This is a genomic window from Butyrivibrio proteoclasticus (assembly GCF_900115735.1).
GTDB lineage: Bacteria > Bacillota > Clostridia > Lachnospirales > Lachnospiraceae > Butyrivibrio > Butyrivibrio proteoclasticus_B.
In genome coordinates this window covers 98,445-124,537 of the sequence record NZ_FOXO01000007.1, presented here as the reverse complement: position 1 = coordinate 124,537, position 26,093 = coordinate 98,445, and the positions used below count along the sequence as shown (strand labels likewise).

At 39.9% G+C, this 26,093-nt stretch carries 24 protein-coding genes; 5 read left to right on the top strand and 19 right to left on the bottom strand.

Features of this window, described 5'->3' with window-relative positions; genetic code table 11:
• Positions 1-19: 19 nt before the first annotated feature.
• Entirely contained in the window at positions 20-1,147 is a 1,128-nt protein-coding gene (gene pheA, locus BM146_RS06265) for a prephenate dehydratase (RefSeq protein WP_074885962.1), read from the bottom strand.
• 126 nt (positions 1,148-1,273) lie between these two features.
• On the opposite strand from pheA, the gene BM146_RS06260 reads away from it, so the two are divergent.
• From BM146_RS06260 to BM146_RS06250, 3 genes are read left to right on the top strand one after another with little or no spacing between them, the layout of a single operon-like run.
• Complete coding sequence (locus BM146_RS06260) at positions 1,274-2,278, top strand: DUF5050 domain-containing protein (protein WP_074885959.1); 1,005 nt, start codon at positions 1,274-1,276, stop codon at positions 2,276-2,278.
• A 48-nt stretch (positions 2,279-2,326) separates the two neighbouring features.
• A complete protein-coding gene (pyrB, locus tag BM146_RS06255) occupies positions 2,327-3,274 on the top strand; it encodes an aspartate carbamoyltransferase (protein ID WP_074886077.1) in 948 nt (315 codons plus the stop codon).
• A gap of 45 nt (positions 3,275-3,319) precedes the next feature.
• A complete protein-coding gene (locus tag BM146_RS06250; protein ID WP_074885956.1) occupies positions 3,320-3,763 on the top strand; it encodes an aspartate carbamoyltransferase regulatory subunit in 444 nt (147 codons plus the stop codon).
• Positions 3,764-3,835: 72 nt separating this feature from the next.
• Here the strand turns inward: BM146_RS06250 and BM146_RS19405 are convergent, their stop codons facing one another.
• The 3 genes from BM146_RS19405 to BM146_RS06240 form a co-directional block, all read right to left on the bottom strand.
• Positions 3,836-4,006 carry a hypothetical protein gene (locus BM146_RS19405; protein WP_177201607.1) on the bottom strand — a complete coding sequence of 57 codons (171 nt, stop codon included), beginning with the start codon at positions 4,004-4,006 and terminating at the stop codon, positions 3,836-3,838.
• A gap of 272 nt (positions 4,007-4,278) precedes the next feature.
• Positions 4,279-4,836 carry a CAP domain-containing protein gene (locus tag BM146_RS06245; protein ID WP_083413425.1) on the bottom strand — a complete coding sequence of 186 codons (558 nt, stop codon included), beginning with the start codon at positions 4,834-4,836 and terminating at the stop codon, positions 4,279-4,281.
• A 133-nt stretch (positions 4,837-4,969) separates the two neighbouring features.
• A complete protein-coding gene (locus tag BM146_RS06240) occupies positions 4,970-5,737 on the bottom strand; it encodes a class B sortase (RefSeq protein ID WP_074885954.1) in 768 nt (255 codons plus the stop codon).
• 98 nt (positions 5,738-5,835) lie between these two features.
• Here BM146_RS06240 and BM146_RS06235 point away from each other — a divergent pair, with 98 nt between their 5' ends.
• Both BM146_RS06235 and BM146_RS06230 read left to right on the top strand, forming a co-directional pair.
• Positions 5,836-6,759, top strand: a complete 924-nt coding sequence (locus BM146_RS06235; RefSeq protein WP_177201606.1) for a CPBP family intramembrane glutamic endopeptidase — start codon at positions 5,836-5,838, stop codon at positions 6,757-6,759.
• A gap of 63 nt (positions 6,760-6,822) precedes the next feature.
• Positions 6,823-8,124 (top strand): DNA polymerase Y family protein, encoded by a 1,302-nt coding sequence (locus tag BM146_RS06230; protein ID WP_074885951.1) that lies wholly within the window; start codon positions 6,823-6,825, stop codon positions 8,122-8,124.
• A 24-nt stretch (positions 8,125-8,148) separates the two neighbouring features.
• Here the strand turns inward: BM146_RS06230 and BM146_RS06225 are convergent, their stop codons facing one another.
• From BM146_RS06225 to BM146_RS06150, 15 genes are all read right to left on the bottom strand, one after another.
• Entirely contained in the window at positions 8,149-9,066 is a 918-nt protein-coding gene (locus BM146_RS06225; RefSeq protein WP_074886070.1) for an RluA family pseudouridine synthase, read from the bottom strand.
• A 44-nt stretch (positions 9,067-9,110) separates the two neighbouring features.
• Positions 9,111-9,359 carry a Fur family transcriptional regulator gene (locus BM146_RS06220; RefSeq protein ID WP_022775057.1) on the bottom strand — a complete coding sequence of 83 codons (249 nt, stop codon included), beginning with the start codon at positions 9,357-9,359 and terminating at the stop codon, positions 9,111-9,113.
• Positions 9,360-9,376: 17 nt separating this feature from the next.
• Positions 9,377-9,742: a heavy-metal-associated domain-containing protein gene (locus BM146_RS06215; RefSeq protein WP_074885948.1), complete on the bottom strand. Its 366-nt coding sequence runs from the start codon at positions 9,740-9,742 to the stop codon at positions 9,377-9,379.
• 70 nt (positions 9,743-9,812) lie between these two features.
• Positions 9,813-9,974 carry a FeoB-associated Cys-rich membrane protein gene (locus tag BM146_RS06210; RefSeq protein ID WP_074885944.1) on the bottom strand — a complete coding sequence of 54 codons (162 nt, stop codon included), beginning with the start codon at positions 9,972-9,974 and terminating at the stop codon, positions 9,813-9,815.
• 32 nt (positions 9,975-10,006) lie between these two features.
• Positions 10,007-11,998, bottom strand: coding sequence for a ferrous iron transporter B (feoB, locus tag BM146_RS06205; protein ID WP_074885941.1), 1,992 nt, complete (start codon positions 11,996-11,998; stop codon positions 10,007-10,009).
• A gap of 146 nt (positions 11,999-12,144) precedes the next feature.
• Entirely contained in the window at positions 12,145-12,357 is a 213-nt protein-coding gene (locus BM146_RS06200; protein WP_074885938.1) for a FeoA family protein, read from the bottom strand.
• A gap of 298 nt (positions 12,358-12,655) precedes the next feature.
• The gene (locus BM146_RS06195) at positions 12,656-14,047 is read right to left on the bottom strand and encodes a PhoH family protein (RefSeq protein WP_074885935.1); all 1,392 of its coding nucleotides are present in this window, start codon (positions 14,045-14,047) and stop codon (positions 12,656-12,658) included.
• Between the two features lie 1,774 nt (positions 14,048-15,821).
• Positions 15,822-17,054: a glycerate kinase type-2 family protein gene (locus tag BM146_RS06185; RefSeq protein WP_074885930.1), complete on the bottom strand. Its 1,233-nt coding sequence runs from the start codon at positions 17,052-17,054 to the stop codon at positions 15,822-15,824.
• 31 nt (positions 17,055-17,085) lie between these two features.
• Positions 17,086-17,769, bottom strand: coding sequence for a GntR family transcriptional regulator (locus BM146_RS06180; RefSeq protein WP_074885927.1), 684 nt, complete (start codon positions 17,767-17,769; stop codon positions 17,086-17,088).
• 133 nt (positions 17,770-17,902) lie between these two features.
• Positions 17,903-19,363: a GntP family permease gene (locus BM146_RS06175; protein WP_074885924.1), complete on the bottom strand. Its 1,461-nt coding sequence runs from the start codon at positions 19,361-19,363 to the stop codon at positions 17,903-17,905.
• A gap of 31 nt (positions 19,364-19,394) precedes the next feature.
• Complete coding sequence (locus BM146_RS06170; RefSeq protein ID WP_074885921.1) at positions 19,395-20,561, bottom strand: UxaA family hydrolase; 1,167 nt, start codon at positions 20,559-20,561, stop codon at positions 19,395-19,397.
• The gene (locus tag BM146_RS06165; RefSeq protein WP_074885919.1) at positions 20,558-20,878 is read right to left on the bottom strand and encodes a UxaA family hydrolase; all 321 of its coding nucleotides are present in this window, start codon (positions 20,876-20,878) and stop codon (positions 20,558-20,560) included. Before BM146_RS06165 ends, BM146_RS06170 begins: the two co-directional genes overlap by 4 nt.
• 12 nt (positions 20,879-20,890) lie before the next feature.
• Positions 20,891-22,177 carry a nickel-dependent lactate racemase gene (larA, locus tag BM146_RS06160; RefSeq protein ID WP_022774153.1) on the bottom strand — a complete coding sequence of 429 codons (1,287 nt, stop codon included), beginning with the start codon at positions 22,175-22,177 and terminating at the stop codon, positions 20,891-20,893.
• Between the two features lie 178 nt (positions 22,178-22,355).
• Positions 22,356-23,999 (bottom strand): SulP family inorganic anion transporter, encoded by a 1,644-nt coding sequence (locus BM146_RS06155; RefSeq protein ID WP_074885916.1) that lies wholly within the window; start codon positions 23,997-23,999, stop codon positions 22,356-22,358.
• A gap of 145 nt (positions 24,000-24,144) precedes the next feature.
• A complete protein-coding gene (locus BM146_RS06150) occupies positions 24,145-26,043 on the bottom strand; it encodes a peptide ABC transporter substrate-binding protein (protein ID WP_074885913.1) in 1,899 nt (632 codons plus the stop codon).
• Positions 26,044-26,093 lie beyond the last annotated feature (50 nt).

Below are 26,093 nucleotides of genomic sequence, written 5' to 3'. Positions count from 1 at the left end.
AAGAAAATACCTTCCTTTATCAATAATTTCCAAGGATCCTGAGCATTTTTGCTTCTTCCCTAAGGCCTCTTAAAGCATTCTTCACTGCGCTGTCAGACAGATTTCCCTCAAAATCGATAAAAAATCTGTACTCCCAGTTTCTGTCCTCAATAGGCCGAGACTCAATCTTGCTCATATTAAGATCATTATATATAAAATGTGACATCAGATGATAAAGAGCTCCAGTCTCGTGAGGTATCTCCATGATTAGACTGACCTTTTTAGCATCTTTGCAAAAAATTTTCTGATTGGTTACTACTATGAATCTGGTGGAGTTGGAATCTGCCTGATTCACACCTTTTAAAAGGACATCAAGTCCATAAACTTCTGCAGCCTTCTCACTTGCAATAGCCGCCTTTGTAATGTCCTTATCCTCTGCAACTTTTCTGGCTGCAAAAGCGTTGTTTTTCATACTTATCTGCTGAATATCGCTATGCTCTGACAAAAACCTTGCACTCTGCATAAGAGACTGAGGATGAGAATAAACTGTTTTTATATCCTCAAGCTTTGCCCCCGGAACACCTAAAAGACAATGCTTTATCTCTATTATCTGCTCTCCGACAATATAATGCTCATACTCAGCCAAAAGATCATATATCTCACTCACTATTCCCGCAGTGGAATTTTCAATGGGAAGTACTGCAAAATCGCAGCTTCCATCCTCCAGAACAGACATGGCATCTCTGAAGGTCTCTACAGAGATTGCATTTACCTTATCCCCAAAAAATGCGTTCATAGCCATTTCTGAATAAGATCCTGCCGCTCCCTGATAACAAACCCTGGAAGTTTCTTTGTCTATTCCGTCAACCTGCATGAAAGGAAGTTTTCCTGATGCTCCAGCCTCAGAAAGTTTTTGGTACTGAAGCTTTCTACTCATGGACATAAGCTGTGAAAAAAGCTCTTCTACGCCCACTTTATTAAAATCAGAATGTGCAAGCTCTTTTACAGCCCTAAGCTTTATATCTTCACGCTCTTTATCAAATACTTTTTTTCCGTTTGCTATCTTGTAATCAGCAACTCGGGAAGCAATATCCATTCTTTTTTCAAAAAGCTCAACTATCTGCCTGTCTACAACATCAATCTCATTTCGCAGTTCATTTAAGTCCATGATTAACACTCCAAGTAATTTTTTTTACAATCTCATAACATAAAGTTTAGCTTAATTATCCCTTGATAGCAAGAAATAACACGCATATAATGATTGTAGGGTTATTTCTGATGAGGGGTGAAGCACATGAGTAAAAGAGCAATTATTGTTGTTTCTATCATTGCGCTGTTAACTGTAGGAACGTTGGCTTTGTATATCCACGGACACCAAATTCCTATGTCTTCTTCTGATTCCGGCAATTCAGCCGGTAATCTCCACAATAATGGATATTTTTTTGAAATGGACGGCAATGTCTATTTTTCCAATCCATATGATAGCAACTGTCTGTATTCAATGAACCTTGATGAGACAAAGCCAAAGCGTCTTACAAGTATGGGCGTAAAATATATCAATGGTGCAAACGGATTATTATATTTTTATATGGACTCAACTTCAGTAGGAAAAGGTGTAGGCGGACTTGGTAATGCCACCAATCAGTACGGAATCTACAGATGCAAGATAAACGGTGGAGATCAGACATGTCTTTTACGTGATTTCTGTGGTGAACTGTCTCTTTGCGGAGAATATGTATATTATCAGGTAAAAACAGATGGCGGATCTCTCAATAAGATAAGAGTGGATAAAAAGAATAAAACCCTTGTATCATCTGAAATGATCTCACCTGTATGCTATGACAGTGGAATCATTTATTACACAGGTGTTGATAATGACCATGCTATTCATTCTATGGACACTCAAAATGGTGATGCCATAAAAGATGTACTTTCCGGTCACTGCTTCTTTCCAATTGTTCACTATGGATATATTTATTATTTAAATGGTGACTCAAATTACAGTCTTTGGAGAACTAATCTGTATTCAGGCGAGACTGAACTTATTACTTCAGACAGAGTTGACTGCTTCAATTTAAATGACCAGTATATATACTACTCATATTCAAATACAGACTCTCCCGCCCTTCGAAGATGTGGTTTGGATGGTTCAGGAAAGGTCGATCTTTATGAAGGGGTCGTTAACAGCATAAATTTAACATCACGTTTTATATATTTTAAGGTTTACGGACAGGACGATGTGATGTATCATATGCCTTTGGATGGATCTGCACCTGCTTCATTATTTGTTCTAAATTAGACAGGTGCGATTAACAATATATTCAAATGAGGAGACGGTATGAATAATTTGCGACACATGATGAATCCTCTAGATTTCTCGGTTGACGAGCTAGAGGCTCTGTTCGATGTTGCTGGTGACATCGAAAGAAACATGGATAAATACGCACATATGTGCGATGGTAAGATATTGGCCACCTGTTTCTACGAACCAAGTACCAGAACGAGACTTAGTTTTGAAACTGCAATGTTACGACTTGGAGGTAAGTGTCTGGGCTTTGCAGATGCCAGTAATTCTTCAGCCGCCAAGGGCGAAAGTGTTTCCGACACTATAAGAGTTATTTCCTGTTTCGCAGATATATGTGCGATGCGTCATCCAAAGGAAGGTGCTCCAATGGTTGCAGCTTCTAAATCTCTTATTCCTGTTATCAATGCAGGTGACGGTGGTCACCAACATCCCACTCAGACACTTACAGATTTATTAACTATCAGATCTTTATATGGCGGACTTAATAATTTCACCATCGGACTTTGTGGAGACCTTAAATTTGGTCGTACTGTCCATTCTTTAATAAATGCCCTTACAAGATATAGCGGCATTCATTTCATTTTCATTTCACCAAAAGAACTTAAAGTACCCGATTATATAACAGAAATGCTTGATTCCAAGGGGATAACCTACGAAGAAGTAATAAAGCTTGAAGAGGTAATGCCTCGCCTTGATTTCCTGTACATGACAAGAGTTCAGAAGGAAAGATTCTTCAATGAAGAGGATTATATCAGATTGAAGAACTTCTATATACTCGATAAAGCTAAGATGGCTCTGGCAAAAGAAAAAATGTATATTCTCCATCCTCTTCCACGTGTAAATGAAATTTCAGTTGAAATCGATTCCGATCCTAGAGCAGCATATTTCAAGCAGGTTCAATACGGACTCTATGTAAGAATGGCTCTAATCCTTACTTTGCTTGATATGACAGACGCTCATATGAACCATGACTTACTTAGAAAATTCTAATATACCACTCATATAGATACATCACACCTACAGAAAGAGGAAATTATGTTAAATATTGGAAAACTTGAAGAAGGCTTTGTTCTGGATCATATTCAGGCAGGAAAAAGCATGCAGATATACAAGCATCTGGGCCTTGATAAACTTGATTCAACAGTAGCCATAATTAAAAATGCAAAAAGTAAACTAATGGGCAAAAAAGACATTCTTAAAATCGAATGCGATATCGATTCACTTGACCTTGATGTTCTTGCCTTTATTGATCACAATATTACTGTAAATGTAATAAAGGACGGTCAGATAATAGAGAAAAGATCTCTCGTTCTTCCAAAGCAGATTGAAGGTGTAATCAAATGCCATAATCCAAGGTGTATTTCTTCAATTGAACAGGAACTTCCACAGATTTTTTACCTTGCAGATGAAAAGAATGAGATTTATCGCTGCAAATACTGTGATGAGAAATATTCAGAAGGCGATGTAGTATCACACTAAAGAGAGTAAAAAATGAAGGGCGGCTGCCTGGATGAACATCATCCTCGCAGCGCCCTTTTTCTTTGTAATAAGTTATTTTATGTATCCGTTTTGTCTGTAGTAAATATCATCCCCATGTTTTACACGACGCTTTTCTTCATTTCTAAGCATCTCCTGCATGTAAGGATTGTCGTTGGCTCCTGATACTGAAATCGGAGTTGTCTCTTTGTTTACATAGATGTCTTTTGATGATTTTCCAAACATAATAGTGTACCTCCCTCATGAGATAATTGTATCACATTTACGTCTTTCAATATACGGATATTAAGTACGGATTACTTCGCTTTCGTAATCCTAAACACCATTCGGAATCCGCACTACCGTGCTACTTCCTAATGGCATTCACTCCGCCATGCCTCCCGCTCGGAACTTTAGTTCCTCGCTGGAGCGGCTTCGCCGTATATAACTATAAAAATATAGAGTTGTATGTGAGCAAGCTCCCAACAACTCTAATTTTTCTAGTTATGCATGGCTCATTAATAGCCAAATTCTTGTGCCCAGTACCAGCTGCCGTCGCCTGTCTGGCAAATGGCAATACCGACTGTTTTGTATCCGCTGTCCATAATGTTTGCGGCATGGGTTGGTGAATTCATCCATGCTGCGTAAACACTATCTGCTGACTGATAGAGCTTTGCAAGATTCTCACCATACTGAACGTTACTGTTAACTGTCCAGAATGCTGAACCATCAGGTCTTGTATGTGAAAAAGAAGTTGTAATCTCATTGGCACGAACCTGAGCTGCATCTGTAAGAGCATCGCTCCAAACAAGTGCTGCAAGTCCCTGTGCTGCTCTCTGCTGATTCATGAGATTAAATACTGCAGTACAGGCATCCAATGCCGCCTGACTTGATGCAGCAGATCCTGCAAGAGCAATTGCTTCATCATCAATATAAATTTCACCTTCACCTTCGTGGATTCCTCTGGTTGCAGCCTGATCATCGATTGCCCCTTCTTTAACAGCTCCGCAGGCAACAAACGTACAGGCCAAAACACCAGCCACCACCAAAGCAATATATTTTTTTATTTTTCTCATAAACACACTCCTGTGAATTTAATACTTATTCCTAATACCATGGTACCTTAACGCCATAGTTCATTCAATGAATAACAGATAACATTTTTCTAAATCAATAATAAATATTCAAAGTTTTTATTAAGAAATGAAATTATTTTTCCCATGCATTCACTTTTAATGAGTGAACCACAAACCTCTGACTGCCTCCTGCCCTTCCACTGCAGGTAGAAAGTGTGAGAATACTGTTCCCGCTTTCAAGGTCAAGGTCTGAAGGAATCTTATATGCTGAATGAGTCTGGATAAAAGAAATAAAATCTTTATACTCATCAAGATTTGAAACTACTGAATAAGCACCGCTTCCAACTTTAGTGATGTAATAAGCAAATACTCTGTACTGATATACGTGGTCCTTAGTATATATGTAAATATATGGATTATCCTCAAGAAGGGATTCATTTCCCTTTTGATAAAGGTCTTTTAACCTGCCAAACATGGATTTATCTTTCATATTATGACCAAATACAATGTCATGATACCCGTTAAATCCCGCATCACTCATAACGTCCTCAAAAATACATCCTGCCTTATTTTTTTCAAGTTCAAAGGTCTTATAAAGATATTCATCAACCTCAGACTCTTTTACCACAGGATAACTTATTTCAAGACATGGAAAATAAATCCAGGCAGTGACGTCAGGATTTATCTCTTCAAGCTTACCAAAGTTGATATTAAGCACAGGATAATCGACTATCTCCGCTTCATCTTCCGGAATATAATCGACAGCCACACTTCTTATCTCGTCGTATTCATCAGAAGCAACCTGATACTCCTTCTGATCAACATAGATCATCACTCCTTCATAGACAATTATGACCAGACAGATAATTAGTGCAACAATTCTTATTACTTTCTTTACCATATTTTCTCCCCTTCACAAATATTATAAATCATTTGCTAATGCATAACAAATATACGATAATTTTAAGTAGTAACATTTTTTATGAGGAGAAAATTTATATGGAGAAAAAAGAAAACAAACTTATTAGTTTTATCAAAAGCTATCACACAGACAACTTCAAATTGAATGATTTCATTCTTATTCCTTTCATTCTTGCATATTTTCTTATAGTTTTAGGCAATATAGTAGGAAGTCTTATTATCAATTATCCTGCATCAATGATAATCAATGATACCAATTATGATTATGTCGCTTTTCTTGCTATGTACGCCAGTTTTATTGGCATTTGGATAGTTATTTTTCTGTGGTGTCTTATTCCTTCAAACAGACCAATATTCGGAGCAGTCTGGAAAAAATGTAAGGGAAATACATTAAAACACCTCGGAATTGGCCTTTTGATCGGTTTTGTCATGAATGGTTTCTGCATTCTTCTTGCTGTCTTACACAAAGATATTTATCTCTATTTCTCAGGAGCCAATTTCTTTGCACTTTTGGGCATTTTCATAGCAGTATTTATACAGTCATCAGCAGAAGAACTTTTATGCAGAGGATTTCTCTATCAGAGAATACGAAGAGGTTACCGCCACCCAGCTGTAGCAATTATCGTAAACGCTATGTTTTTTGGCTTTTTGCACATTGCTAATCCAGGCGTCAGCACTTTAGCTATTGTTTCCATAGTTACTGTAGGTATATGTTATTCAGTAATGGTCTATTATTGTGACAGCTTATGGATGCCAATGGCAGCCCATGCAGCATGGAACTATACGCAGAGTATTGTTTTTGGACTTCCAAACAGTGGCCTTGTATCCAGGTTTTCATTATTCAAACTAGATGCATCAACAGCAACAGACAGTTTTTTCTACAGTGTTGAGTTTGGTGTTGAAGAAACAATAGTTGCAGTATCCGTAAACGTCATATGCGCAATACTTGTTGTTGTGTGGGGCGTAAAAAGCAAAAAGAAGCCCACAAATATCTGGGAATGATGACTAATAAAAACATACAAAAGAATCATTGCGTCGAACTTTTGTTCGGCGTATTATATTGTTATGAATGAGTTTAATCAATCCGAAAATGAAAAAATAATATTTCACATAGACGTCAACTCTGCTTTTCTTTCATGGTCAGCTTTAAAAAAGCTTGAGGAAGAACCAGGAAGCATCGATCTTAGGACAATTCCCTCTGCTGTTGGAGGCGATGTCAATTCAAGGCATGGCATCATTACTGCCAAATCAATCCCTGCCAAAAAGTATGGAATTGTCACAGGTGAGCCAGTAATAAAAGCGCTTCAGAAATGTCCTAAACTCGTCATGGTTCCTTCAGACTTTGCCACCTATAGGCGCTACTCTCACGCTTTCATCGACATTTTGAAAAAGTATTCTCCGCTTGTGGAACAGGTTTCTGTAGACGAGGCATATGTTGATTTTTCAGGTACAAGGAATCTTTACAGGCATTTAGAGACTAGTGAGCATCCCTTTCCACTGTCAATTGCCTATGCCATAAAGGACGAAGTAAAAACCAGCCTTGGATTTACTGTCAACGTCGGTATTTCCAATAATAAACTTCTCGCCAAAATGGCCAGTGATTTTCAAAAGCCTGACAGAGTACACACTCTTTTTCCTGATGAAGTCCCATCCAAAATGTGGCCGCTTCCTATAAGAGACCTCTTTGGCTGTGGCAAGGCCACTGCAGAAAGGCTTGAGAGCATAGGCATCAGAACTATTGGAGATGCTGCAAACAGCGAACTGACTTTTTTGTGCAGTATCCTTGGTGAAAACGGCGGTAAATACATTTACGCAAGTGCCAACGGAATCGGAAGCAGCAATGTTTCTGACGAATATGACGATGCCAAGAGCTATTCCAATGAGACCACTCTGTCCTATGACCTAAATGCCGATAACTATGACAAAGATATAGGAGGCATCCTTAAATGGCTCTCCGAAAGCGTTTCAAGGAGACTGAAAAGAGATAATGTTTACGGGAAAACTGTCACAGTGAGCGTAAAAACAGGGAATTTTAAAAGACATTCCTGCCAGATGGGACTTGAAAGCTCCATAAATGATGCTGATAAGATCCTTAAACATGCAAAAGAACTTGCTGATAAACTTCTTCTTGGTGATAACGGCCTTTTCATAAAAGGTGAGGTAATAAGACTTGTAGGAGTTGGTGTCAGCAAAATGGATGATGGAAGTTTCCATCAGCTCAATCTCTTCGAGGACATCATGCCACTGACTTCTGAATCGGTAAAAGAGTCTTCCATATCAGAAGAAAAACGAAAAAAACTTGATGCCATGACACAGAAGCTCACTTCTGCATATGGCAAAGACATAATCAAAAAAGGATTAAAATAAAAAAATGAAGAATGATCATAAAGGTCACTCTTCATTTTTTATTACCATTTTCATATCATCAGGCATCGGTGCCAAAAAACGCAGCTCCTGTCCTGAAATCGGCTGTAAGAATAAAAGTTCACATGCATGAAGAGCCGCTCTCTCCATTCCATGATTATCAGCTATTTCTTTTCCGTAGAGGCTGTCTCCCAGTAATGGATGTCCAATATAAGACATGTGTACTCTTATCTGATGTGTTCTTCCCGTATCGAGTTTAAGTCTCACAAGAGCAAAATCGTCAAACTGTTTTTCAACCTTGTAATGAGTGACAGCTCTTTTCCCGTCATCTCTTACTTCCCTGACCATTTTCTCCTTGGGATTTTCCCATATTGGAGCGTCTATGGTTCCTTGCTTTTCAGAAAAAACTCCATCGCAAAGAGCAAGGTACTCTTTTCTCCTGGACATATCAAGGCACTGTTCAGAAAGAAGCGCTGCGCTGTATCTGTTCTTGGCAAAAATAATAAGTCCCGATGTTTCCCTGTCAAGTCGGCCAATCACTCTTATAACGTGATTCTGACCGGTTCTGTTGTAATACCCCATTAGTGCATTGCTCAGTGAATCCGTAAAGTGGCAGTATGAGGGATGAACAACCACATTCCCCTGCTTATTGACTACAACAATATCTTCATCTTCATAGACTATATCTATTGGATCATCACTTGGAACAATTTCTGAAGCATTGTCTGTATCTTCATAGATCCTGACTACAAGCTCCTGTCCCGGCTTTATTTCATCAATGATCCTTACAGCCTTTCCTTCACACATAACGCCGTCTTCAAAGAGTTTGCACCTCGTTACTTCCCTGCTTGAGAGCTTTAATCTTTCACGCATTATATCGCCCGCTCTCATAACTCCATCTTCTATTTTTAATTTAAATCTGATTTCTCTATAGCTGTTATTCATACGTAGCATTATAACCAAAAAAAGAATAACAGGCAAAATACCTGTTATCCTCTGTTTTCATTATTGATCTCGATCATATCGATCCTGTTTATCACTCCAATATCTTCAAGTACCCGGATCATTCTGTAGACAGTAGCCATTCCTACGCTGTTGTCCTTTGCCATGACCTTATAATATATATCTTTACAGGAAGAATGGTCATTTCCCATAATAACATCAACTATCAGTTTTCTCTGCTTGGTAATACGGCATCCGTTTTGTTTAAGTCTGTCTATAACCTGTTCACTGCTCATACTACTGCTCCCCCTCCTTATAGTGCCTCCACACTTATAACTTCATAGCCAGCCTTAGTTATGGTGTCACAAATAAGGCTTTCAGGAATCTCCTTATATAAAGAAACATACGCCGCCTTTTGGGATAACTTAACTTTTGCCACTACCCCGTCCAGCTCATCAAGTTTTCTTTCAACCCTGTTCTTACAGTTATCACAGTGCATGCCCTCTATCGTCACTTTAAGTTTGGACAAAGGTTTTCCGGGAATTTTCTTTTTGGGAGCTTTTTCTTTGGGGCCTCCACAGCATGATCCCTCTCCCTTCATGTGCTGGATCGTACCTCTGACAGCAAAGAAAAGGATCACAGAAATAACCAGAATAATTATTATATTGGAAACGTTCAAACTGTTACCTCCAACAGATTCTAATACAAATCTAGTGCCTTATCTGCCTGACAAGACACTAGACATCTGATCATTGTTTTTTTGTTAAAGAGCTACATGCTTTTGCTTTGCTGCAGTTTCCCGCCATTGGACAACCTATGCAGTGTGTGCCCTTTTTCTTTTCCTTATAGATATAGAAAACAGCAAGTCCAACACAAAGTAAGATTATAATTGAGATTAAAATATCTATCATGATAACTCCTAACTAACAATTGCTTTTAAATATCAGCCAAGTTTGTACTCAAGTACCATCTGTTTCTGATTTCTCTTGATGATATATGTGATAATTGCTGCAAATACTGCTACTGCAACAAGTCCGCCTACAAAGCCTGTTCCAAAAGAACCTGTTGTGATAAGTGTACCAATCTGGTATACAAGGAATCCAACTGTAAATCCTGTTGCAAGCTGGAGAGCGATCGCACCCCAAAGCCACTTAGCAGATTTCATTTCAGAGTTCATAGCACCAAGTGCTGCGAAACATGGTGGTGTATATAAGTTAAACATAAGATATGCAAGTGCTGCAACCTTTGTTATTCCCATAACTGCTGCTACTGCATTTCCTTCACCGATAAGCTCAAGTTCCTCTGTATCAATGAGGTTAGAGATAGCATAAACTGTAGCGATTGTTCCTACAACGTTCTCTTTTGCAATAAAGCCTGTGATAGCTGCTGCAGCAAGCTGCCAGCTTACGATACCAACTACAGGAACAAGAAGATAAGCAAATGGTCCTGCTACGCCTGCAAGGATTGATGTGCTCTCCATTCCCTCTTCAACAGGCTGGAATGAGAAGTCAAATGTCTGCATGATCTGAACTACTGTGTTACATACTAAGATAACTGTTCCTGCCTTAACGATATAAGCCTTACCTCTTTCAAGCATTGACTTAAGTGCAAATGTAAGACTTGGAACCTTGTACTCAGGAAGCTCAATGATAAAGAATGACTTTCTGTACTTCATACCTGTAACAGCCTTGATGAGAAGAGCTCCTAAAAGGATAAGGAGGATACCACCCATGTAGCAGATGAAGCTAACCCATTTTGATTCAGGGAAGAATGCGCCTGCAAAAAGAGCTATAACAGGAAGCTTAGCACCACATGGCATGAAAGTTGCAAGCATAGCTGTTGCACGTCTTTCTCTCTCATTTCTGATAGTTCTGCATGCCATGATAGCAGGGATACCACAACCTGTACCAATGATCATAGGAATTACAGACTTACCTGAAAGACCTACTCTCTTGAAGATAGGATCAAGAACTACTGTTGCTCTTGACATATATCCGCAATCCTCTAAAAGAGCGATGAGGAAGTACATAACCATAACAAGTGGAAGGAAACCTACTACGGCACCAACACCACCGATAATACCATCAACAAGAAGGGCATAAAGAAGTGGATTAGCATCTGCCATAGCATCTCCAACCCATCCCTGGAAGCTTTCGATCCATCCGGCAAGAATATCTGCAAGCCATGTACCTACTGTTGTCTGTGAGATGTAGAATACAAGCCACATAATAGCAGCGAAAACTACGATACCGATAACCGGATGAGTAATAATATTATCAATTGTATCGCCGATGTTCTTATCTTTTGTAAGAACCTTACGGTTTTCAACATCTGCAACAATCTTATTTACAAATTCGAAACGCTTTCTGTCTGCCTCTTCAACTTCAGACTTGTTAGAAAGGTCGATATTTCCTTCTGAATATGCTGCCTTCTGTCCTTTTCCTTCAAGCTCTGCAGCAGCCTTAACAACGTCCTTAAGACCTGTCTCTGATGTTGCAACTGTATTTATTACAGGGCAACCAAGCTTTTCTGACAAAGTCTTTACATCAACCTTGTTACCTTTTTTATCATTGGAATCTGTCTTATTAAGTGCAACTACAACAGGAATTCCAAGCTCAAGAAGCTGTGTTGTGAAGAATAAGCTTCTGCTAAGGTTTGTAGCGTCAACAATATTTATGATTGCATCAGGATGCTCATTTTTAACGTAACCGCTTGTGATGCTCTCCTCTGATGTAAATGGTGACATTGAATATGCACCAGGAAGGTCTACAGCGATAAGCTCCTTGTCCCCATCATAGAAGCTCTTTTTAATAGGACTCTCCTTTTTGTCTACTGTAACGCCCGCCCAGTTACCTATTTTTTCATTACGACCGGTGAGAGCATTGTACATGGTAGTTTTTCCACTGTTTGGATTACCAGCCATTGCGATTCTCATTTCTTTTCCTCCTGAAATAAACTAATTGTATTTTATTTATCAGGGACGCACCTTACGATGAATCCGAGCAAACTAAGTTACTTATGGCTAACAGCCTGTGAAAAAATATCTGGCATAAATTGATATGCCAGTCTTTCAGATAATGATCAGATTGTAATAGCGCTTGCAAGTTCAGGATCGATGTTATATCTTGCATCCTTGATTGCAACTACAAGATTACGCTTCTTATCTACAACTGTGATCTTCTCTCCGCTATAGCATCCAAGTGAAAAGAGAAAACTCTTCATGTCCTCATCATCACCTGTATCTACGCCAGTAACAACATACTCTTGACCAAGTACAGCTTCATTTAATGTCATATCAGTACTCCTTTTCGTTACCTCTTGCTAACCAAATGTTAGTTTATTCTAACTGATATTTTTTGTCAACAACAGGTTTTGCACAATTTAATATTTATTTTTTATTAGGAAAATTATAATGATTCTTGTTAGCTATTGCTAACTTCTTTTTCTAAATAATATCCTTTTTGAAAAATAATGTCAATAAAATATTGATTAATCTTTGATAAAGGAGATGGCTTTAAAGGAATCTTCTATGAAATAAAAAAACTGGCTCATGCAAAACGCATAAGCCAGTCAGATCAAGCGCATTGTTCAATTAAAAATACTTTTTGTCCTTCATTCTCTCAATAGCATCCATAGCAAGTTTACTTCTCTCGCACTCTGCTGCAGAAAGGGATATCTGCCATGCATAAGGACTTCCCTTCATATGCTCTGAAGCATATGACAAACCATTTGTCCTCTCATCAAGGAAAGGTCTGTCTATCTGGTTAGGATCACCTAAAAGGATTATCTTGGTGTCCTTTCCGGCTCTTGTAATGATTCCTTTTGCCTGAGTTGGAGTCATGTTCTGAGCTTCATCAATAATAAGATAGGTCTTAAGTATTGACCTTCCTCTGATGAAGTTTAATGCTTCACACTGAACGATTCCTCTTTCAAAGACCTCATCTGTCTTTCCCTGCAGCTCTTTTTCATCCTTATATCTCTCTTCTTCATTGGAGTCAATGAGCTGCTCAAGGTTGTCGATAATCGGTCTCATAAGAGGTGATATCTTCTCCTGTTCATCGCCGGGGAGAAAACCAATATCATCATCAAACTGAGAGTTTGGTCTGCAGACAAGAATCCTTCGATATTCACCAGTCGGTCTGTTTATCATCTTTTCAAGACCTACAGCAAGTGAATAAAATGTCTTGGCTGTACCAGCCATGCCCTTTACAATTACAAGCGGAGCTACATCAGCAGGCTGCATGAGCGCTTCCTGAAGGAAATACTGTCCGGCATTTCTGGGTTTAACTCCATATGGCTGACTCTTTTCAAACTCAAGCTTTTTTATGAAGCCTTTAGATACACGGCCCATCTGGGTTTTATTAGTTGACTGATCTGCTCTTACTATAACAAATTCGTTTTCATACAGCTCAGGTGAATACTGATTTCCATCGTCATCACAGCAATAGACTTTATCAACAGGAATACCTTTTTTCTTGAAATCCTTAAAGATTTCTTCCGGCGCAAAAACAGATATTCGTCCGCTATACTGCTCGCCATGGTCTGCAACCTGTTCTGTTGTGAAGTCCTCTGACTTAATACTAAGGAGCTGTGCCTTAATCCTCATCAGAATGTCCTTAGTTACAAGAATTACCTGAAACTTGGATACCTCACTTAGACCCTTACATACTTTCAGGATACGATTATCAGATTTATAATCTGCCATATCCTTAGGGAGTTCTACATCTTTAAAGTTCTTTTCAACTCTAAGAAGTCCCCCATTGTCAAGCTCTACACCTGCAACCAGATCGCCTGATCCTCGAAGCTGATCGAGAATTCTGATTGCCTCTCGTACATTCGCTCCTCTCTCGCCCTCATCTCTCTTGTGGGCGTCAAGCTCCTCTAACACTACCAGCGGAAGAACGACCTCGTTATCATCAAAGCACTTTAAGGCGTGTGGTGCCTGAATCAAAACGTTGGTGTCCAGTACGTAGATCTTCTTCATGCGTAGGTCCCCCTCTATTTGTATGACTTATATTGTAATTATACCACATATAGTGGTTGAGGGATACAAAATGAAAAAGATATGTAATAAAAATCCTTTTTATTTGTATATGCGTAAGTGACTTCTCTAACTCTCTAAAAATTTTAGATTGCGGCTACGTACGCCACCATTGACTGAACCTGAGGAAAACGCCTTGTCAGCTTTGCCGACGGTGAGGATGATGGGAACAGTAATTAGATTCGCGCACCGTCGGATTCAGCATTGTAGCGTTTTCCTCAGAACCCGTCAATGGCAAGCACCTACGGTGTGGCTGGGTTTTAATACCTCGGGTTCTGACTCCGAGAACAGTATGGGCGGCTACTTTCAAGGAAATCTGGAACTATATACCTGCGGCTTCCAATGTAAAGAGAGCGAAGATTATGTTTTGGAAATATAGCCTGATTTTTGAGCTTACAACACCATTCGACAATGATTTTGACTTGCGATTTTGGGCATATACGGCTTTTTTGAAGTTCACGCACCATCATATAGCTGATCATATGTCTCAGTTCACTCATCCAATGGATGTGGCAATCCATTTTTTCTCGTATATGCCCATTTTCACTTCCTAAAAATTTTGTCGATGGATGTGTTAGCTTAAAAATATGACTATTTACCCATTTCACTGTGACAAACCGGAGATGTTGAAAAAGATGCCGGAGTGATGTGGGATAAGTGCTTAATTATTGTTCATCTTATCCTATGGATTTAACATTCCGTATAGTGTGTTTTCTCATGAGTAGGATAAGTGTTTGACTTTTGCGGGTTTTTCTCCCACTATTCTTATCATTTTTGTTAACAATTATGCTGGTTTGTAGGATAAAACCATTGTTTTTATCGCGTTTATCCTACTTTTCATTCAAGCGCAGTGTTCAGAAGGCTGAAAGTGTAGGATAACTTCAATAAAATTTCATGTTTTATCCCACGTCTCAGAAAATTGGCTTGGGTTGAATGGGATAAGTATTACAGTTTTTTCGGTTTTATCCTACATCCCCGCTACTCCCATATTTATCCAATGTTTGAATCGCCCCCAGATAGCCATTGTAATGATTTGCATGAATCCTTATGCTAATTAAATCCATGTCATTCCGTCCGTATAACAATCCATACAGTGGAAATAATTGTTTTGAGCATATAGCGATTTGGAAAGCTTCCAGTCACCTCTGATTTTTACAATTTTGTCCTTATAGCAACTTTTTGCGATGTTACACCCCTCATGAAAGTTCAAATGGGCTTATAGGCCGATTTCAAGCTTCGGGCCACCATGATGAGGGGTAAAGTCTGAAATCAGGCTATGAGCCCAAAACTTGTCTGATTGCAGGTGGCCGGACTATTGAAAACGAGCTATATGCCCAAAGCAGCATCTCAGCTCTAATTACATTGGGAGCTGCGGGCATATAGCTCTACATATTCTTGAAAGTGGCCACCCCTACTGTTCTCGGAATTGGATCCTGAGGCACCTTAACCTAGCCACACCGCAGGTGCTTGCCATTGACGGGTTCTGAGGAAAACGCTACAATGCTGAATCTGACGGTGCGAGAAAATCTACTGTTCCCATCATCCTCACCGTCGGCAAAGCCTGCAGGGCGTTTTTCTCAGACTCAGTCAATAGTGGCGTACGGTGCCAATTACTTACGCATATACAAAAAGAGAGTACTCTGATATATGCTAATTGCACACATAAGAATCCTCTCCCTAATCTACAACGATATTCTTTTATAGCATTTTTATTGACTTAAACTCCTATCAGCAGTACTGCAACATCATTAACGTTTGTCCCAGTGGGGCCTGTTATAACAAGACCATCTACGAGCTTTAATGCATTATATGAATCATTATTGGCAAGAACATCAGATATTGTTATTTCTTTTGATAAAAGAGCTTCTTTTGTATCGCCATCTACAATGCCGCCTGCGGCGTCTGTTGGCCCATCTGTTCCATCACTTCCGACGGAAAATACACATACGTTCTTAAGTCCGCCAATGCCTTCTGCACAAGCCAGGGCAAGCTCTTGGTTCCTGCCACCAAGACCTTTTCCTGTAAGCTTTACTACTGTCTCACCGCCCATGATATATGCAAGCTTTTTGCCATCTTTTGAGTGTTCTCTGGCAATGGCAGAAATAAACTGCCCTGCTGCCTTTGCTTCACAGTCAAGACATGCTGTCAGGACAATAGGTTCATATCCAAGTTCCTTGGCCTTTATGGATGCAGAGGCACAAAGCTGCTTAACACTTCCTGTGACTATAGTTTTAACATTAGATAGCTCTTTTGGTGTCTCCTCAGTTAAAAGAGCTTTCACATCTTCTATCACTTTAAGGCTATATTTATTTATGATCCCAGTTGCATCCTCAGTCGTTGCTGAGTCAGGATACGCCGGCCCTGAAGCAATCATATCAAGAGGATCTCCGATTATATCTGAAAGGATAATTGAAAAAACTGTTGCCGGTTCGCACATTTTGGCAAAACGGCCGCCCTTTACATTTGAGAGTCTCTTTCTTATAGTGTTTATCTCTGTGATACTTGCTCCCGATGAGAGAAGCTGCTTGTTGATATCCTGAAGTTCAGACAGTGGAACCTTGGGATCTTCGAACAAAGCTGAACCGCCACCTGAAACAAGGAAAATAACAAAGTCATCTTTAGAAAGACCTGATACAAGCTTTTCTGCTTCTTTTGTTGCAGCTACAGAGTTTTCATCAAGAACAGGGTGTCCTGCCTCAAAGCATCTGATCCCTTCTATCTGGTCTTTAACATGATCATACTTGGTAATGCACACACCATCTGTAATTTTATCGCCAAGTTCATCTTTTGCAGCCTTGGTCATCTGCCAGGCAGCTTTACCTATTGCGACGAGATATATTTTCCCATCACATGCAGGTAACTTCTTAAGAGCTTTTTTTACCGCATTATCAGGTAGTGCGCTTGCAATTGAAGCATTGATTATTTCTTTTGCATCTTCTCTTATACCCATGTTTTCCCCCATTGATACTTATGCAGCCTGTTTATTCATCCTCATCGTCTTTAGAACATTCTCCAAGCAAGTGCTCCAAAGCTGTATCCTTTGCATAGGTCAGATGAGTTTTGTTTATCCTGTCTGCGCCTTTATAATCACCACTTATCAGTTTATCAATTATATCTGAATGCTCTTTTTGAGACTCATCAAAACGTTCTCTTGTAGATAAAGAGAATATTCTAAATAGCATATTCATATTCCTGACTTTTCTGTAAAGCTCCATCAGAATACTGTTATCACAACACTCAATGATAAATCTGTGAAATTTGGAATCAACTTCAATATACATGTCCAGATCATCTTCTTTATGGTACTTTTTAAAGTCTTTTTTATAATCCGTAAGCTTCTTTTGCTGCTCTTTTGTAAGCTCTTTTGGAAGGTTCAATATAGCGTAGGACTCTAAAAGCTCTCTTATCTCATATATCTCAATTATCTCTTTTTGTGTAAATTCTCTTACAAATGTCCCCTTATTTGGAATTTCTTTTACAAGCCCATCTGCAGATAATTGCTTTAGGGCTTCGCGAACAGGGCTTCTGCTAACTCCAAGCTCCTTGGAAAGCTCCACTTCCTGAAGCCAGAACCCCGGCGCATACTCCCCTGAAACAATAGCTTTTTTAATAATAGAATATACCTGATGACTTATTGTATTTACCTGCAGTTTTTTTGTTGGCATACGTTTTTTCCCCATATAATACGATTTCTGATAAAAATACTTATCATCAGAATTATACCAAATTTCGAGCTGTTAAAAAAAATAATCCGGTCCAAAAGTCTGTATATTTGGACCGGATCTTTCGCATATAGTCTTAATGAATGAACAAGCTAAGAATGATTATAAGAATCGATCCAAAGATTGGAATAATAAATGTTGAAATTGTCCATGTCTTTAGAGATGTTTTGATGTCCATTCCTGAGAAGTTAGTTACAACATGGAAGTAAGAGTCATTAAGGAATGAAGGCATCATAGCTGTAAGGCAGACTGCCAAAGCTGCAAGATATGGATTGATTCCAAGTGTAGCCATCATAGGAGCTACGATTGCTGAACCTGTGATCATTGCAACTGTTCCTGAACCCTGTGGGAATCTCATGATTGTTCCAATGAGGAGTGGAACTAGGATTGCAGGAATACCCATAGCTACGATTCCGTTAGCCATTATCTGAGCTGCACCTGTTGCTTTAACAACAGCACCTAAAGCACCACCGGCTGCTGTGATAAATACTATAGGACCTGCGTCCTTACAAGCTTCTCCCATCATAGCAATTACAGTCTTGTTATCAAGGTCTTTTGCCAGTCCAAATGCACCAATGCAGAGAGAGATGAAAAGGGCGATGATTGGTGTTCCAAGGAACTGTACGATTTGTCCGACCATTGTGGCCTTAAGTGCTGTCTGTCCTACCAATGTGTTTAAAAGAATGAGTACTACAGGTAAAAGAAGAATTGTAAATGAAATAAATGCTCCAGGGAGCTTTTCTGTTGAAAGAAGCTCAGCAAAATCTGTATTTTCAAGGTCTTTTCCTGCATTTAACTTAGCTTCGATCCTGTCGAGAACCTTAAGCTGATCTGCTGTATATTTTGATCTGTCAATCTCAGATGGAACAACGAATTTGTCCTTATACTTTTCACCGAACCAACGGAATAAGAATACTGATACGATGAAAAGAGGAATTGAGAAAAGAAGTCCTGCAATAATGAAAAGTCCAAGATCAATTGTTATGCCATTTTGCTGGAATGTGCTGATAACAGCAAGTGGTCCGGGTGTCGGAGGAACCATGAAATGAGTAATGTAAAGGCCCATTCCAAGAATACCGCCAAGCCATACCATTGATTTCTTGGTAAGTCTTGAGAACTCTTTTGCAAGAGAAGAAAGAATTACAAAACCGCTGTCACAAAATACAGGAATAGAAACAACAAATCCTGTAAGTCCAAGAACAACATCTGCATTTTTTACACCTACAAGTTTTAATATTGTAAGTGCCATTCTCTTGGCTGCTCCACTCTTTTCCATAAAAATACCCATTATTGTACCAAAGCCAATAACAATACCAATGGAAGTCATGGTGCTTCCAAAACCGCCAGTTACAGTGCTTACTGCAACTGATAAAAGATTGCCACCTTCATTACCTGTTCCAACAAGAAGTGCGTTTCCTGAAAGGATTGCAATAAAGATAGCAGACACGATCATCGCCGGGAAGGGATGAAGACGTGTGCAGATGATGAGAACCATCATCACAACAATACCGATAAGCATTGCTAATACTGGATTCATAAAAGAAACCCCCTTTCACTTTTTGTGAATTTTATATAACAGGTCCGAGACAGTGAATGTCTATTGCGCTGAAATACTGAATCGCCTCATTTTTTGTCATCTCTCCGTTCAGTACCCGCAATAATTTATCAAATGCCTCTTCCCCTACCTGTTCTATAGTTTTTTCTCCCGTTATGATAAGACCGGCATTGAGGTCCATATCGTCCTTCATATTTTCATAAGTATTTGGATTGCCACAGATTTTGATTACAGGCATGCTAGGGAACCCCTGTGGTGCTCCGCGTCCTGTTGAAAAGCACATGAACTGCGCCCCCGTTGCAGCCATGCCGGTAAGGATTTCAGGTTCTCTTCCTGGCGTATCCTTTATCCAAAGACCTTTCTGATCAGTAATGTGTTCCGGATACTCCAAAACACCCTGAATTGGTCTTGTGCCGCTCTTTACAATAGCTCCAAGGCTCTTTTCCTCTATACTTGAAAGACCTCCTGCAATATTTCCCGGTGTAGGCTGTCCCCTTCTCATATCACAGCCTATACTCTTTGCTCTGTCCTCCATTTCAGTAACGATCTGATATATTTTATCTGCCACCTGCTTATTGACAGCTCTTTTAGCTAAAAGATGTTCTCCTCCAAGGAACTCTGTAGTCTCGCCAAAGACTACTGTTGCCCCAAGGTCAACAAGCTTATCAGCCACATATCCGATAACGCAGTTTGATGCCATTCCGCTGGTGGTATCAGAAGCGCCGCATTTAATTGCCATTACTATTTCTGATACGTCAGCCTTTTCCCTTTGCTGGCCTGAGATCTCTATTACAAGTCTTCTTGCTATGTCAGTTCCCTCTCGTATAGCCTTTGAAACTCCGCCAAGGGCCTGGATGTGAATGATTTCTGTTGGCTTACCTGTTGCCTTTAGCTCCTCATACATTCTGGCATGATCGGTTCCCTCACAGCCAAGGCTTACAATCAGCACAGCTCCTACGTTAGGGCTTTTCCCCAAACTGATAAGCGTATCTGTAACCCTGTCAAGATCAGGTGGAAGCTGACAGCATCCCTGATGATGCATGTAGGTAACAGTTCCCTGAACCTCCCTGCAGATGGCATTTGCTACGTCATTTGCGCAGGTTACAGATGGGATGACAGCCACATAATTTCTAGAGCCAACTGAGCCATCTTTTCTTCGATAACCATTCCAAGTTGTCATGACTTATCCCCCTTTTTCTCAAGATCTCCTCTTCCTCTCATGCTATCAAGGTTGTGAACGTGTACATATTCGCCAAACTTTATATCATGAGTGGCTACTCCTATTTCCTCGCCGTACTTTGTTATCTGCTCGCCTTTCTTTATATCTTTTACGGCAATCTTATGACCGTAAGGAACATTTCCAATTACTTTTACATTTGTCTTTTGGCCCTTTTTATCTCTGATCTCAACTTCTGTTCCATCAGTTATATTTTCTGCAAAAATGGTGGCGACATTATCGAGGTCATTTACTTTAAGAGCAATCTTTACTTCCTCCATACTCCCTCCTTCTCAATTTTCAGGTGCAACAGCAAGTACACTTACCCCGTCAGGGATCACAACTACACTGGCATCTTTTCCTTTTATTCCATAAGCTATCTCAAGTGCTTCATCAGGAGTTTTTGCTGGTATCATGTTGCACTTTTTCACAGTCTCAGGATCAAGATATGTTGTGACAAGGATCATTTTGTGCTTATGAAGGATCCTTGCATAGATCTGAGGGCACCACTGCTCAGGGATCGTATCCTTTGCAGGGATTTTGGATAGATAAGCATCAATTTCCTCAGGTGTTCCCATCTGGATCAGCTTTTCAAAATGAGTTCCTCCCATACCATCAGCACAGCTGCAACACATAATGATCACGCCGTCTTCTCCGGCACAGGCTTCTGCTGTAGCAACTGCCTTGGGGCTCTGATAAAGGTTCTGATCAAGAGGATAGCCTCCATTGCTTGTAACAACTATATCTCCTGTAATGCTAGGGCACTGTGACCACTCTCTTATAAACTTAACTCCCTGTGCATGCGCAGCCTCAAGGTCACCGGCCCAGGCAGCAATAACTTTTTTCTCAGCGTTAAGTGCTACATTTAAGATAAACTGCACGTTCACTCTTCTTGCAGCACACAACATATCCTCATGTATAGGATTATGCTCAAGTACACCGGTTTTTGCATACTTACTGGCTATTGCCTGATAGGAATGATTCATGTTTACAGTTTCCTGTGAACAGATTCCAGGCAAAATACTCTTTCTTCCACCGGAAAATCCGGCAAAGAAATGAGGTTCAATAAAGCCTTCGCAAATAAGAAGGTCACATTCTGTCGCGAGCTTATTAACATGGAATTCAGCGCCTGATGGAAGTGTTCCCATATCAGCAAAGTCAGCCGGCTCAAATGCATTATTGATGGCAATCTTCTCGTTATCTACTATCTCATCGCCAAACATTCTGCGCTGTTCTTCCTCGGTTGTTGCCCTGTGAAGACCTGTGGCAATAAGTATCGTGATATCAGCATCAGGACTTCCCTTCCTGATCTCTGCAAGCTCCAATGGAAGTGTTATTTTACTAGGCACAGCTCTGGTGTGATCACTTGTAACCAGCACAACTTTCTTTTTACCTTTGGCAAGTTCGCAAAGTGGTGCCACTCCAATCGGATGTTCTAAAGCCTCTTTTACAAGCTCTACCTCTGTTTTTTCAGTTTTAAATTCGTGCATTTTTGCTGTGATAACAGCTTTAAGATTCTCCTCTTCCACATGAATGTCCATGGTGGACGTGTAGTAAGGAATAGAAATTGTTTTTTTCATGCCCCGCCTCCAATAAGATGTATCATGTATACATCATACATTCATTGTAGACTCGTGCATCTGATATTACAATGTGGTTTTATCTATTTTTCGACCAAAAAAGTGACAAAAAAAATGGTTTATAAATGGTGATTATTTCCATTTACAAACCATTCCCTGTTGTTCTATTCAGTTTCCATCAAATTTCAGATGCTCTCTTAAGTGCATCCTCAATATGAGGTTTAAAGTTTTCTCTTCCCACAAGGTCTACGAAACCATCTTTTTCCATAGTGTTCATAGGCTGCTCATTAACATGTGAAAAGACAAGCTGTACATTATTTTTCTTACATCTGTCATAGAGCTGCTCAAGTGAATGCATAGCTGTTGCATCGATAGCAGGTACACCACGCATACGGATAACAAGTGCTCTTGTGAAGTCCTTGAAGCTGATCTCTGCAATCTGCTCAGCATCACCAAAGAACATAGGTCCTGAAATCTCATATACTCTTACGTGCTTTGGAATATCCTTAAGCTCTGTTCCATCAGGGTCATCTTCAGGATCAAAATACTTCCATCCGCGAACTCTTGACTCTTCGCTCATTCTCTTCATGAAAAGAACACAAGCTGCAACCATGCCAACTTCAATAGCTACAACAAGATCAAATACAACAGTAAGCACAAAAGTAGTTACAAGTACTATAATATCGCTCTTTGGAGCTGTTTTGCACAGATGAACAAAAGTTTTGTACTGACACATATTGTAAGCAACCATGAAAAGAATTGATGCGATGGTCGGCATAGGAATAAGCGCAGCAAGTGGCATAAGAATAACAAGTACCAAAACAAGGCAGATTGCATGAACCATACCTGCAATAGGAGTTCTTCCGCCATTTTTTATGTTTGCAGCTGTTCTGGCAATAGCGCCTGTAGCAGGGATACCACCGAATAAAGCTGATCCGATGTTACCAACACCCTGGGCAACAAGTTCCATATTAGATCTGTGCTTGGAATCGATCATGCTGTCAGCAACAACACAAGACAAAAGAGATTCTATTGCAGCAAGAATTGCTATAGTGAATCCATCTCCTGCTACAGACTGAATTGTTTTAAAGCTAAATGCCGGCATATGTGGTGTAGGAAGTTTTCCGCTTATCTCATAAAGATCACCGATAGTATTAACATGAAGGCCACCAAATTTAACAATAAGGATACCAACAATAACTGCTATCAGAGATCCGGGAATCTTCTGATTAACCTTAGGCCATACAATCTGGATAGCAAGACAAAGAAGTCCCACAAGAAGTGCCTGGCAGTTAAAGGTTCCAATATTTTTTACAATGGCTTCCACCTTATCAACTGTCTCAACAGTAGCTGTTCCGGCAGGATATGTAAGTCCCAAAAAGTCTTTTACCTGACCTATTGCAATTGTTACTGCAATACCTGCTGTAAATCCGGTTGTAATTGTATAAGGGATAAATTTTATAAGAGAGCCAAGCTTAAATACCCCCATCAGAATAAGTAAAACACCCGCAAAAATAGTTGCAAGGGCAAGACCATCCATTCCCTTTGTTGCTACGATACCTGCTACGATAGTAGCAAATGCAGCTGTCGGTCCTGCTATCTGAACTCTGCTGCCGCCAAGGAATGAAATAATAAATCCGGCAACGATTGCTGTGTAAAGACCTTCCTGTGGTCCAACACCTGAAGCAAGAGCAAGTGCAATTGAAAGGGGAAGTGCTATGATAGCTACAATGATTCCCGCAACAAGATCAGTTGCAAACTGCTTGCCATTATAACCCTTAAGGGCCGTGAATAACATGGGTTTTAATTTTTCGTTTTCCATAATCTCCTCACCTATATAAATAAACTAAAAATCACCAAGAAATATAATACAACAACTAAAACAATAAGCAAGAAAAAAACACGGAAGATGCATTATTTTTCCCGCATCTTCCGTGCTTATTTTTTCACATATTTATATCAATCTATTATTCTGCCACTGTGCAGTACATGAAGTACTTGTATCCAAGTGGGCTTGAGAAGAAGCCGTTTACCTTGTCAGAGATCATGTAAAGATCTGTGTAGTAATAGATTGGGCAGATGCAACCTGTTGACATAAGAAGGTCTTCTGCTCTGTGCATAAGTGCATAACGTGTGTTAGCATCTGTGCACTTCTTGATGTCAGCGATAACTACATCATATGTCTCAGCCCAGGTTCCGTTCTCAACCTTTGTGTCATATCCAAGGTCTGTAAGATCGATTGAGTATGCAGCAACCTTAGCGTTGTCGCCCTTACCGAACTGAACATCGTTGTTACCTGAAGCTGTTGTCCACATATCAAGGAATGAAATAGGATCGTTGTAATCACCAAGCCAACCGTTACGAGCGATTGAATAGTTACCAGCTTTACGTGTATCAAGGAATGTAGCCCACTCCTGGTTCTCAAGGTTAAGTGTGATACCTACACCTGCAAATGTTGACTGAATAGCTTCACCAATTGCCTTGTGTCCCTCTGATGTGTTGTAGAGGTATGTAAGTGTTGGGAAGTCTGTGAACTGCTGTGTAGACTCATCAAATGTATAGTACTTCTTAAGTGTCTCAAGTGCTGAAGTCCAGTTTGCTTCGTAAGCTGCATCTGTTACATCATAGTAACCTGTGAAGCTTGAATCTGGTCCGGCATTCTCATAGAACTGAGATCCATCAGCATCTGTAAGACCCATAGCAACGAATGAAGAAGCAGGAACCTGTCCGCCCTGTGCAATGTCGTTAACAATGTAATTTCTGTCGATGAGAAGTGCAAGTGCATTACGAACTTCATTCTCAGCTTTTGCTTTTTCAACGCCTGTAAGAGTGCTTGTTGAAGGAAGGATTTCTTCATTGATGTTCCAGCATACATAGTATGTTCCAAGCTGACCAGCTGTTACAAACTGTGTAGGATAGTTCTCTTTAAGAGATGCGATCTCATTTGTAGGAACATCATCGATGAACTCCCAGTCACCATTCTCAAAGTTAGCAAGCTGGTTGTTAGCATCATCTGAAAGATAGAAGTTGATCTCGTTCATTGTTACGTTAGCAGCATCTACAAAGTTCTCGTTCTTTGTAAGAGTGATAACTGAGTTATGATCCCAAGATGTCATTGTGTAAGCACCGTTGTTTACATATGTAGAAGGATCTGTAGCCCATGCTTCGTTAGCAACTACATCCTCACGAACAGGCATGTATGTTGGGAATGCAAGAAGCTCGTTCCAATATGCAATCTGGTTAGCAAGTGTTACTTCAAGAGTCTTGTCATCGATAGCTTTTACATTAAGCTTTTCTTCACCTGTTGCGCCGTCAGCCCAAATATCAGCATATCCGTCAACAACCTCAAACATGTAGCCATAGTCTGCTGCAAGAGCCTGGCTTGCTGCACGGTTCCATGCAAATACGAAGTCATTTGCTGTTACAGGCTGTCCATCTGACCATGTAAGACCATCACGAAGTGTGTAAGTATAAGTAACTGTTCCATCCTCATTCTCAACACCATCTACAAGTGCTTCTGCACAGTCTGGTTGAAGCTCAAGATTTCCGTTTGCATCAAGTCCCCACTTTGCAAGACCTGAGAAAAGGTGGTTGATCATTGTTGCACCATCAACTGCAGAGTTAAGTGCTGGATCAAGTGTTGCAGGTTCAGAAGCAAGACAAACATTTATTACACCCTTGTTTGTTCCTGCATCAGCTGCTGGAGCAGCATCTGTTGAAGCATTAGCATCAGAAGCTGTTGTTTCTGTGCTCTGTGGCTGCTGAGTATCTGTGCTCTGTGGAGCTGTCTCTGATGATGCACCACAAGCTGCAAGGCTCAGTACCATTGATGAAGCAAGTAATACTGATAATAACTTCTTTTTCATAATTATCCTCCTTATTAAGATAATAATTTTATTAAAAAATGCCTTAAAGC

What these genes read in the sequence shown, in the direction of transcription:
- BM146_RS06200 (WP_074885938.1), bottom strand. Translation starts at nt 12,357, where the DNA reads ATGACATTAAATGAAGCTGTACTTGGTCAAGAGTATGTTGTTACTGGC.
- BM146_RS06185 (WP_074885930.1), bottom strand. Translation starts at nt 17,054, where the DNA reads ATGGGTATAAGAGAAGATGCAAAAGAAATAATCAATGCTTCAATTGCA.
- feoB (WP_074885941.1), bottom strand. Translation starts at nt 11,998, where the DNA reads ATGAGAATCGCAATGGCTGGTAATCCAAACAGTGGAAAAACTACCATG.
- BM146_RS06250 (WP_074885956.1), top strand. Translation starts at nt 3,320, where the DNA reads ATGTTAAATATTGGAAAACTTGAAGAAGGCTTTGTTCTGGATCATATT.
- BM146_RS19405 (WP_177201607.1), bottom strand. Translation starts at nt 4,006, where the DNA reads ATGTTTGGAAAATCATCAAAAGACATCTATGTAAACAAAGAGACAACT.
- BM146_RS06195 (WP_074885935.1), bottom strand. Translation starts at nt 14,047, where the DNA reads ATGAAGAAGATCTACGTACTGGACACCAACGTTTTGATTCAGGCACCA.
- BM146_RS06235 (WP_177201606.1), top strand. Translation starts at nt 5,836, where the DNA reads ATGGAGAAAAAAGAAAACAAACTTATTAGTTTTATCAAAAGCTATCAC.
- larA (WP_022774153.1), bottom strand. Translation starts at nt 22,177, where the DNA reads ATGAAAAAAACAATTTCTATTCCTTACTACACGTCCACCATGGACATT.
- BM146_RS06175 (WP_074885924.1), bottom strand. Translation starts at nt 19,363, where the DNA reads ATGAATCCAGTATTAGCAATGCTTATCGGTATTGTTGTGATGATGGTT.
- BM146_RS06260 (WP_074885959.1), top strand. Translation starts at nt 1,274, where the DNA reads ATGAGTAAAAGAGCAATTATTGTTGTTTCTATCATTGCGCTGTTAACT.
- pheA (WP_074885962.1), bottom strand. Translation starts at nt 1,147, where the DNA reads ATGGACTTAAATGAACTGCGAAATGAGATTGATGTTGTAGACAGGCAG.
- BM146_RS06230 (WP_074885951.1), top strand. Translation starts at nt 6,823, where the DNA reads ATGAATGAGTTTAATCAATCCGAAAATGAAAAAATAATATTTCACATA.
- BM146_RS06180 (WP_074885927.1), bottom strand. Translation starts at nt 17,769, where the DNA reads ATGCCAACAAAAAAACTGCAGGTAAATACAATAAGTCATCAGGTATAT.
- BM146_RS06170 (WP_074885921.1), bottom strand. Translation starts at nt 20,561, where the DNA reads ATGACAACTTGGAATGGTTATCGAAGAAAAGATGGCTCAGTTGGCTCT.
- BM146_RS06240 (WP_074885954.1), bottom strand. Translation starts at nt 5,737, where the DNA reads ATGGTAAAGAAAGTAATAAGAATTGTTGCACTAATTATCTGTCTGGTC.
- BM146_RS06150 (WP_074885913.1), bottom strand. Translation starts at nt 26,043, where the DNA reads ATGAAAAAGAAGTTATTATCAGTATTACTTGCTTCATCAATGGTACTG.
- BM146_RS06245 (WP_083413425.1), bottom strand. Translation starts at nt 4,836, where the DNA reads ATGAGAAAAATAAAAAAATATATTGCTTTGGTGGTGGCTGGTGTTTTG.
- BM146_RS06220 (WP_022775057.1), bottom strand. Translation starts at nt 9,359, where the DNA reads ATGAGCAGTGAACAGGTTATAGACAGACTTAAACAAAACGGATGCCGT.
- BM146_RS06225 (WP_074886070.1), bottom strand. Translation starts at nt 9,066, where the DNA reads ATGAATAACAGCTATAGAGAAATCAGATTTAAATTAAAAATAGAAGAT.
- BM146_RS06155 (WP_074885916.1), bottom strand. Translation starts at nt 23,999, where the DNA reads ATGGAAAACGAAAAATTAAAACCCATGTTATTCACGGCCCTTAAGGGT.
- BM146_RS06165 (WP_074885919.1), bottom strand. Translation starts at nt 20,878, where the DNA reads ATGGAGGAAGTAAAGATTGCTCTTAAAGTAAATGACCTCGATAATGTC.
- BM146_RS06210 (WP_074885944.1), bottom strand. Translation starts at nt 9,974, where the DNA reads ATGATAGATATTTTAATCTCAATTATAATCTTACTTTGTGTTGGACTT.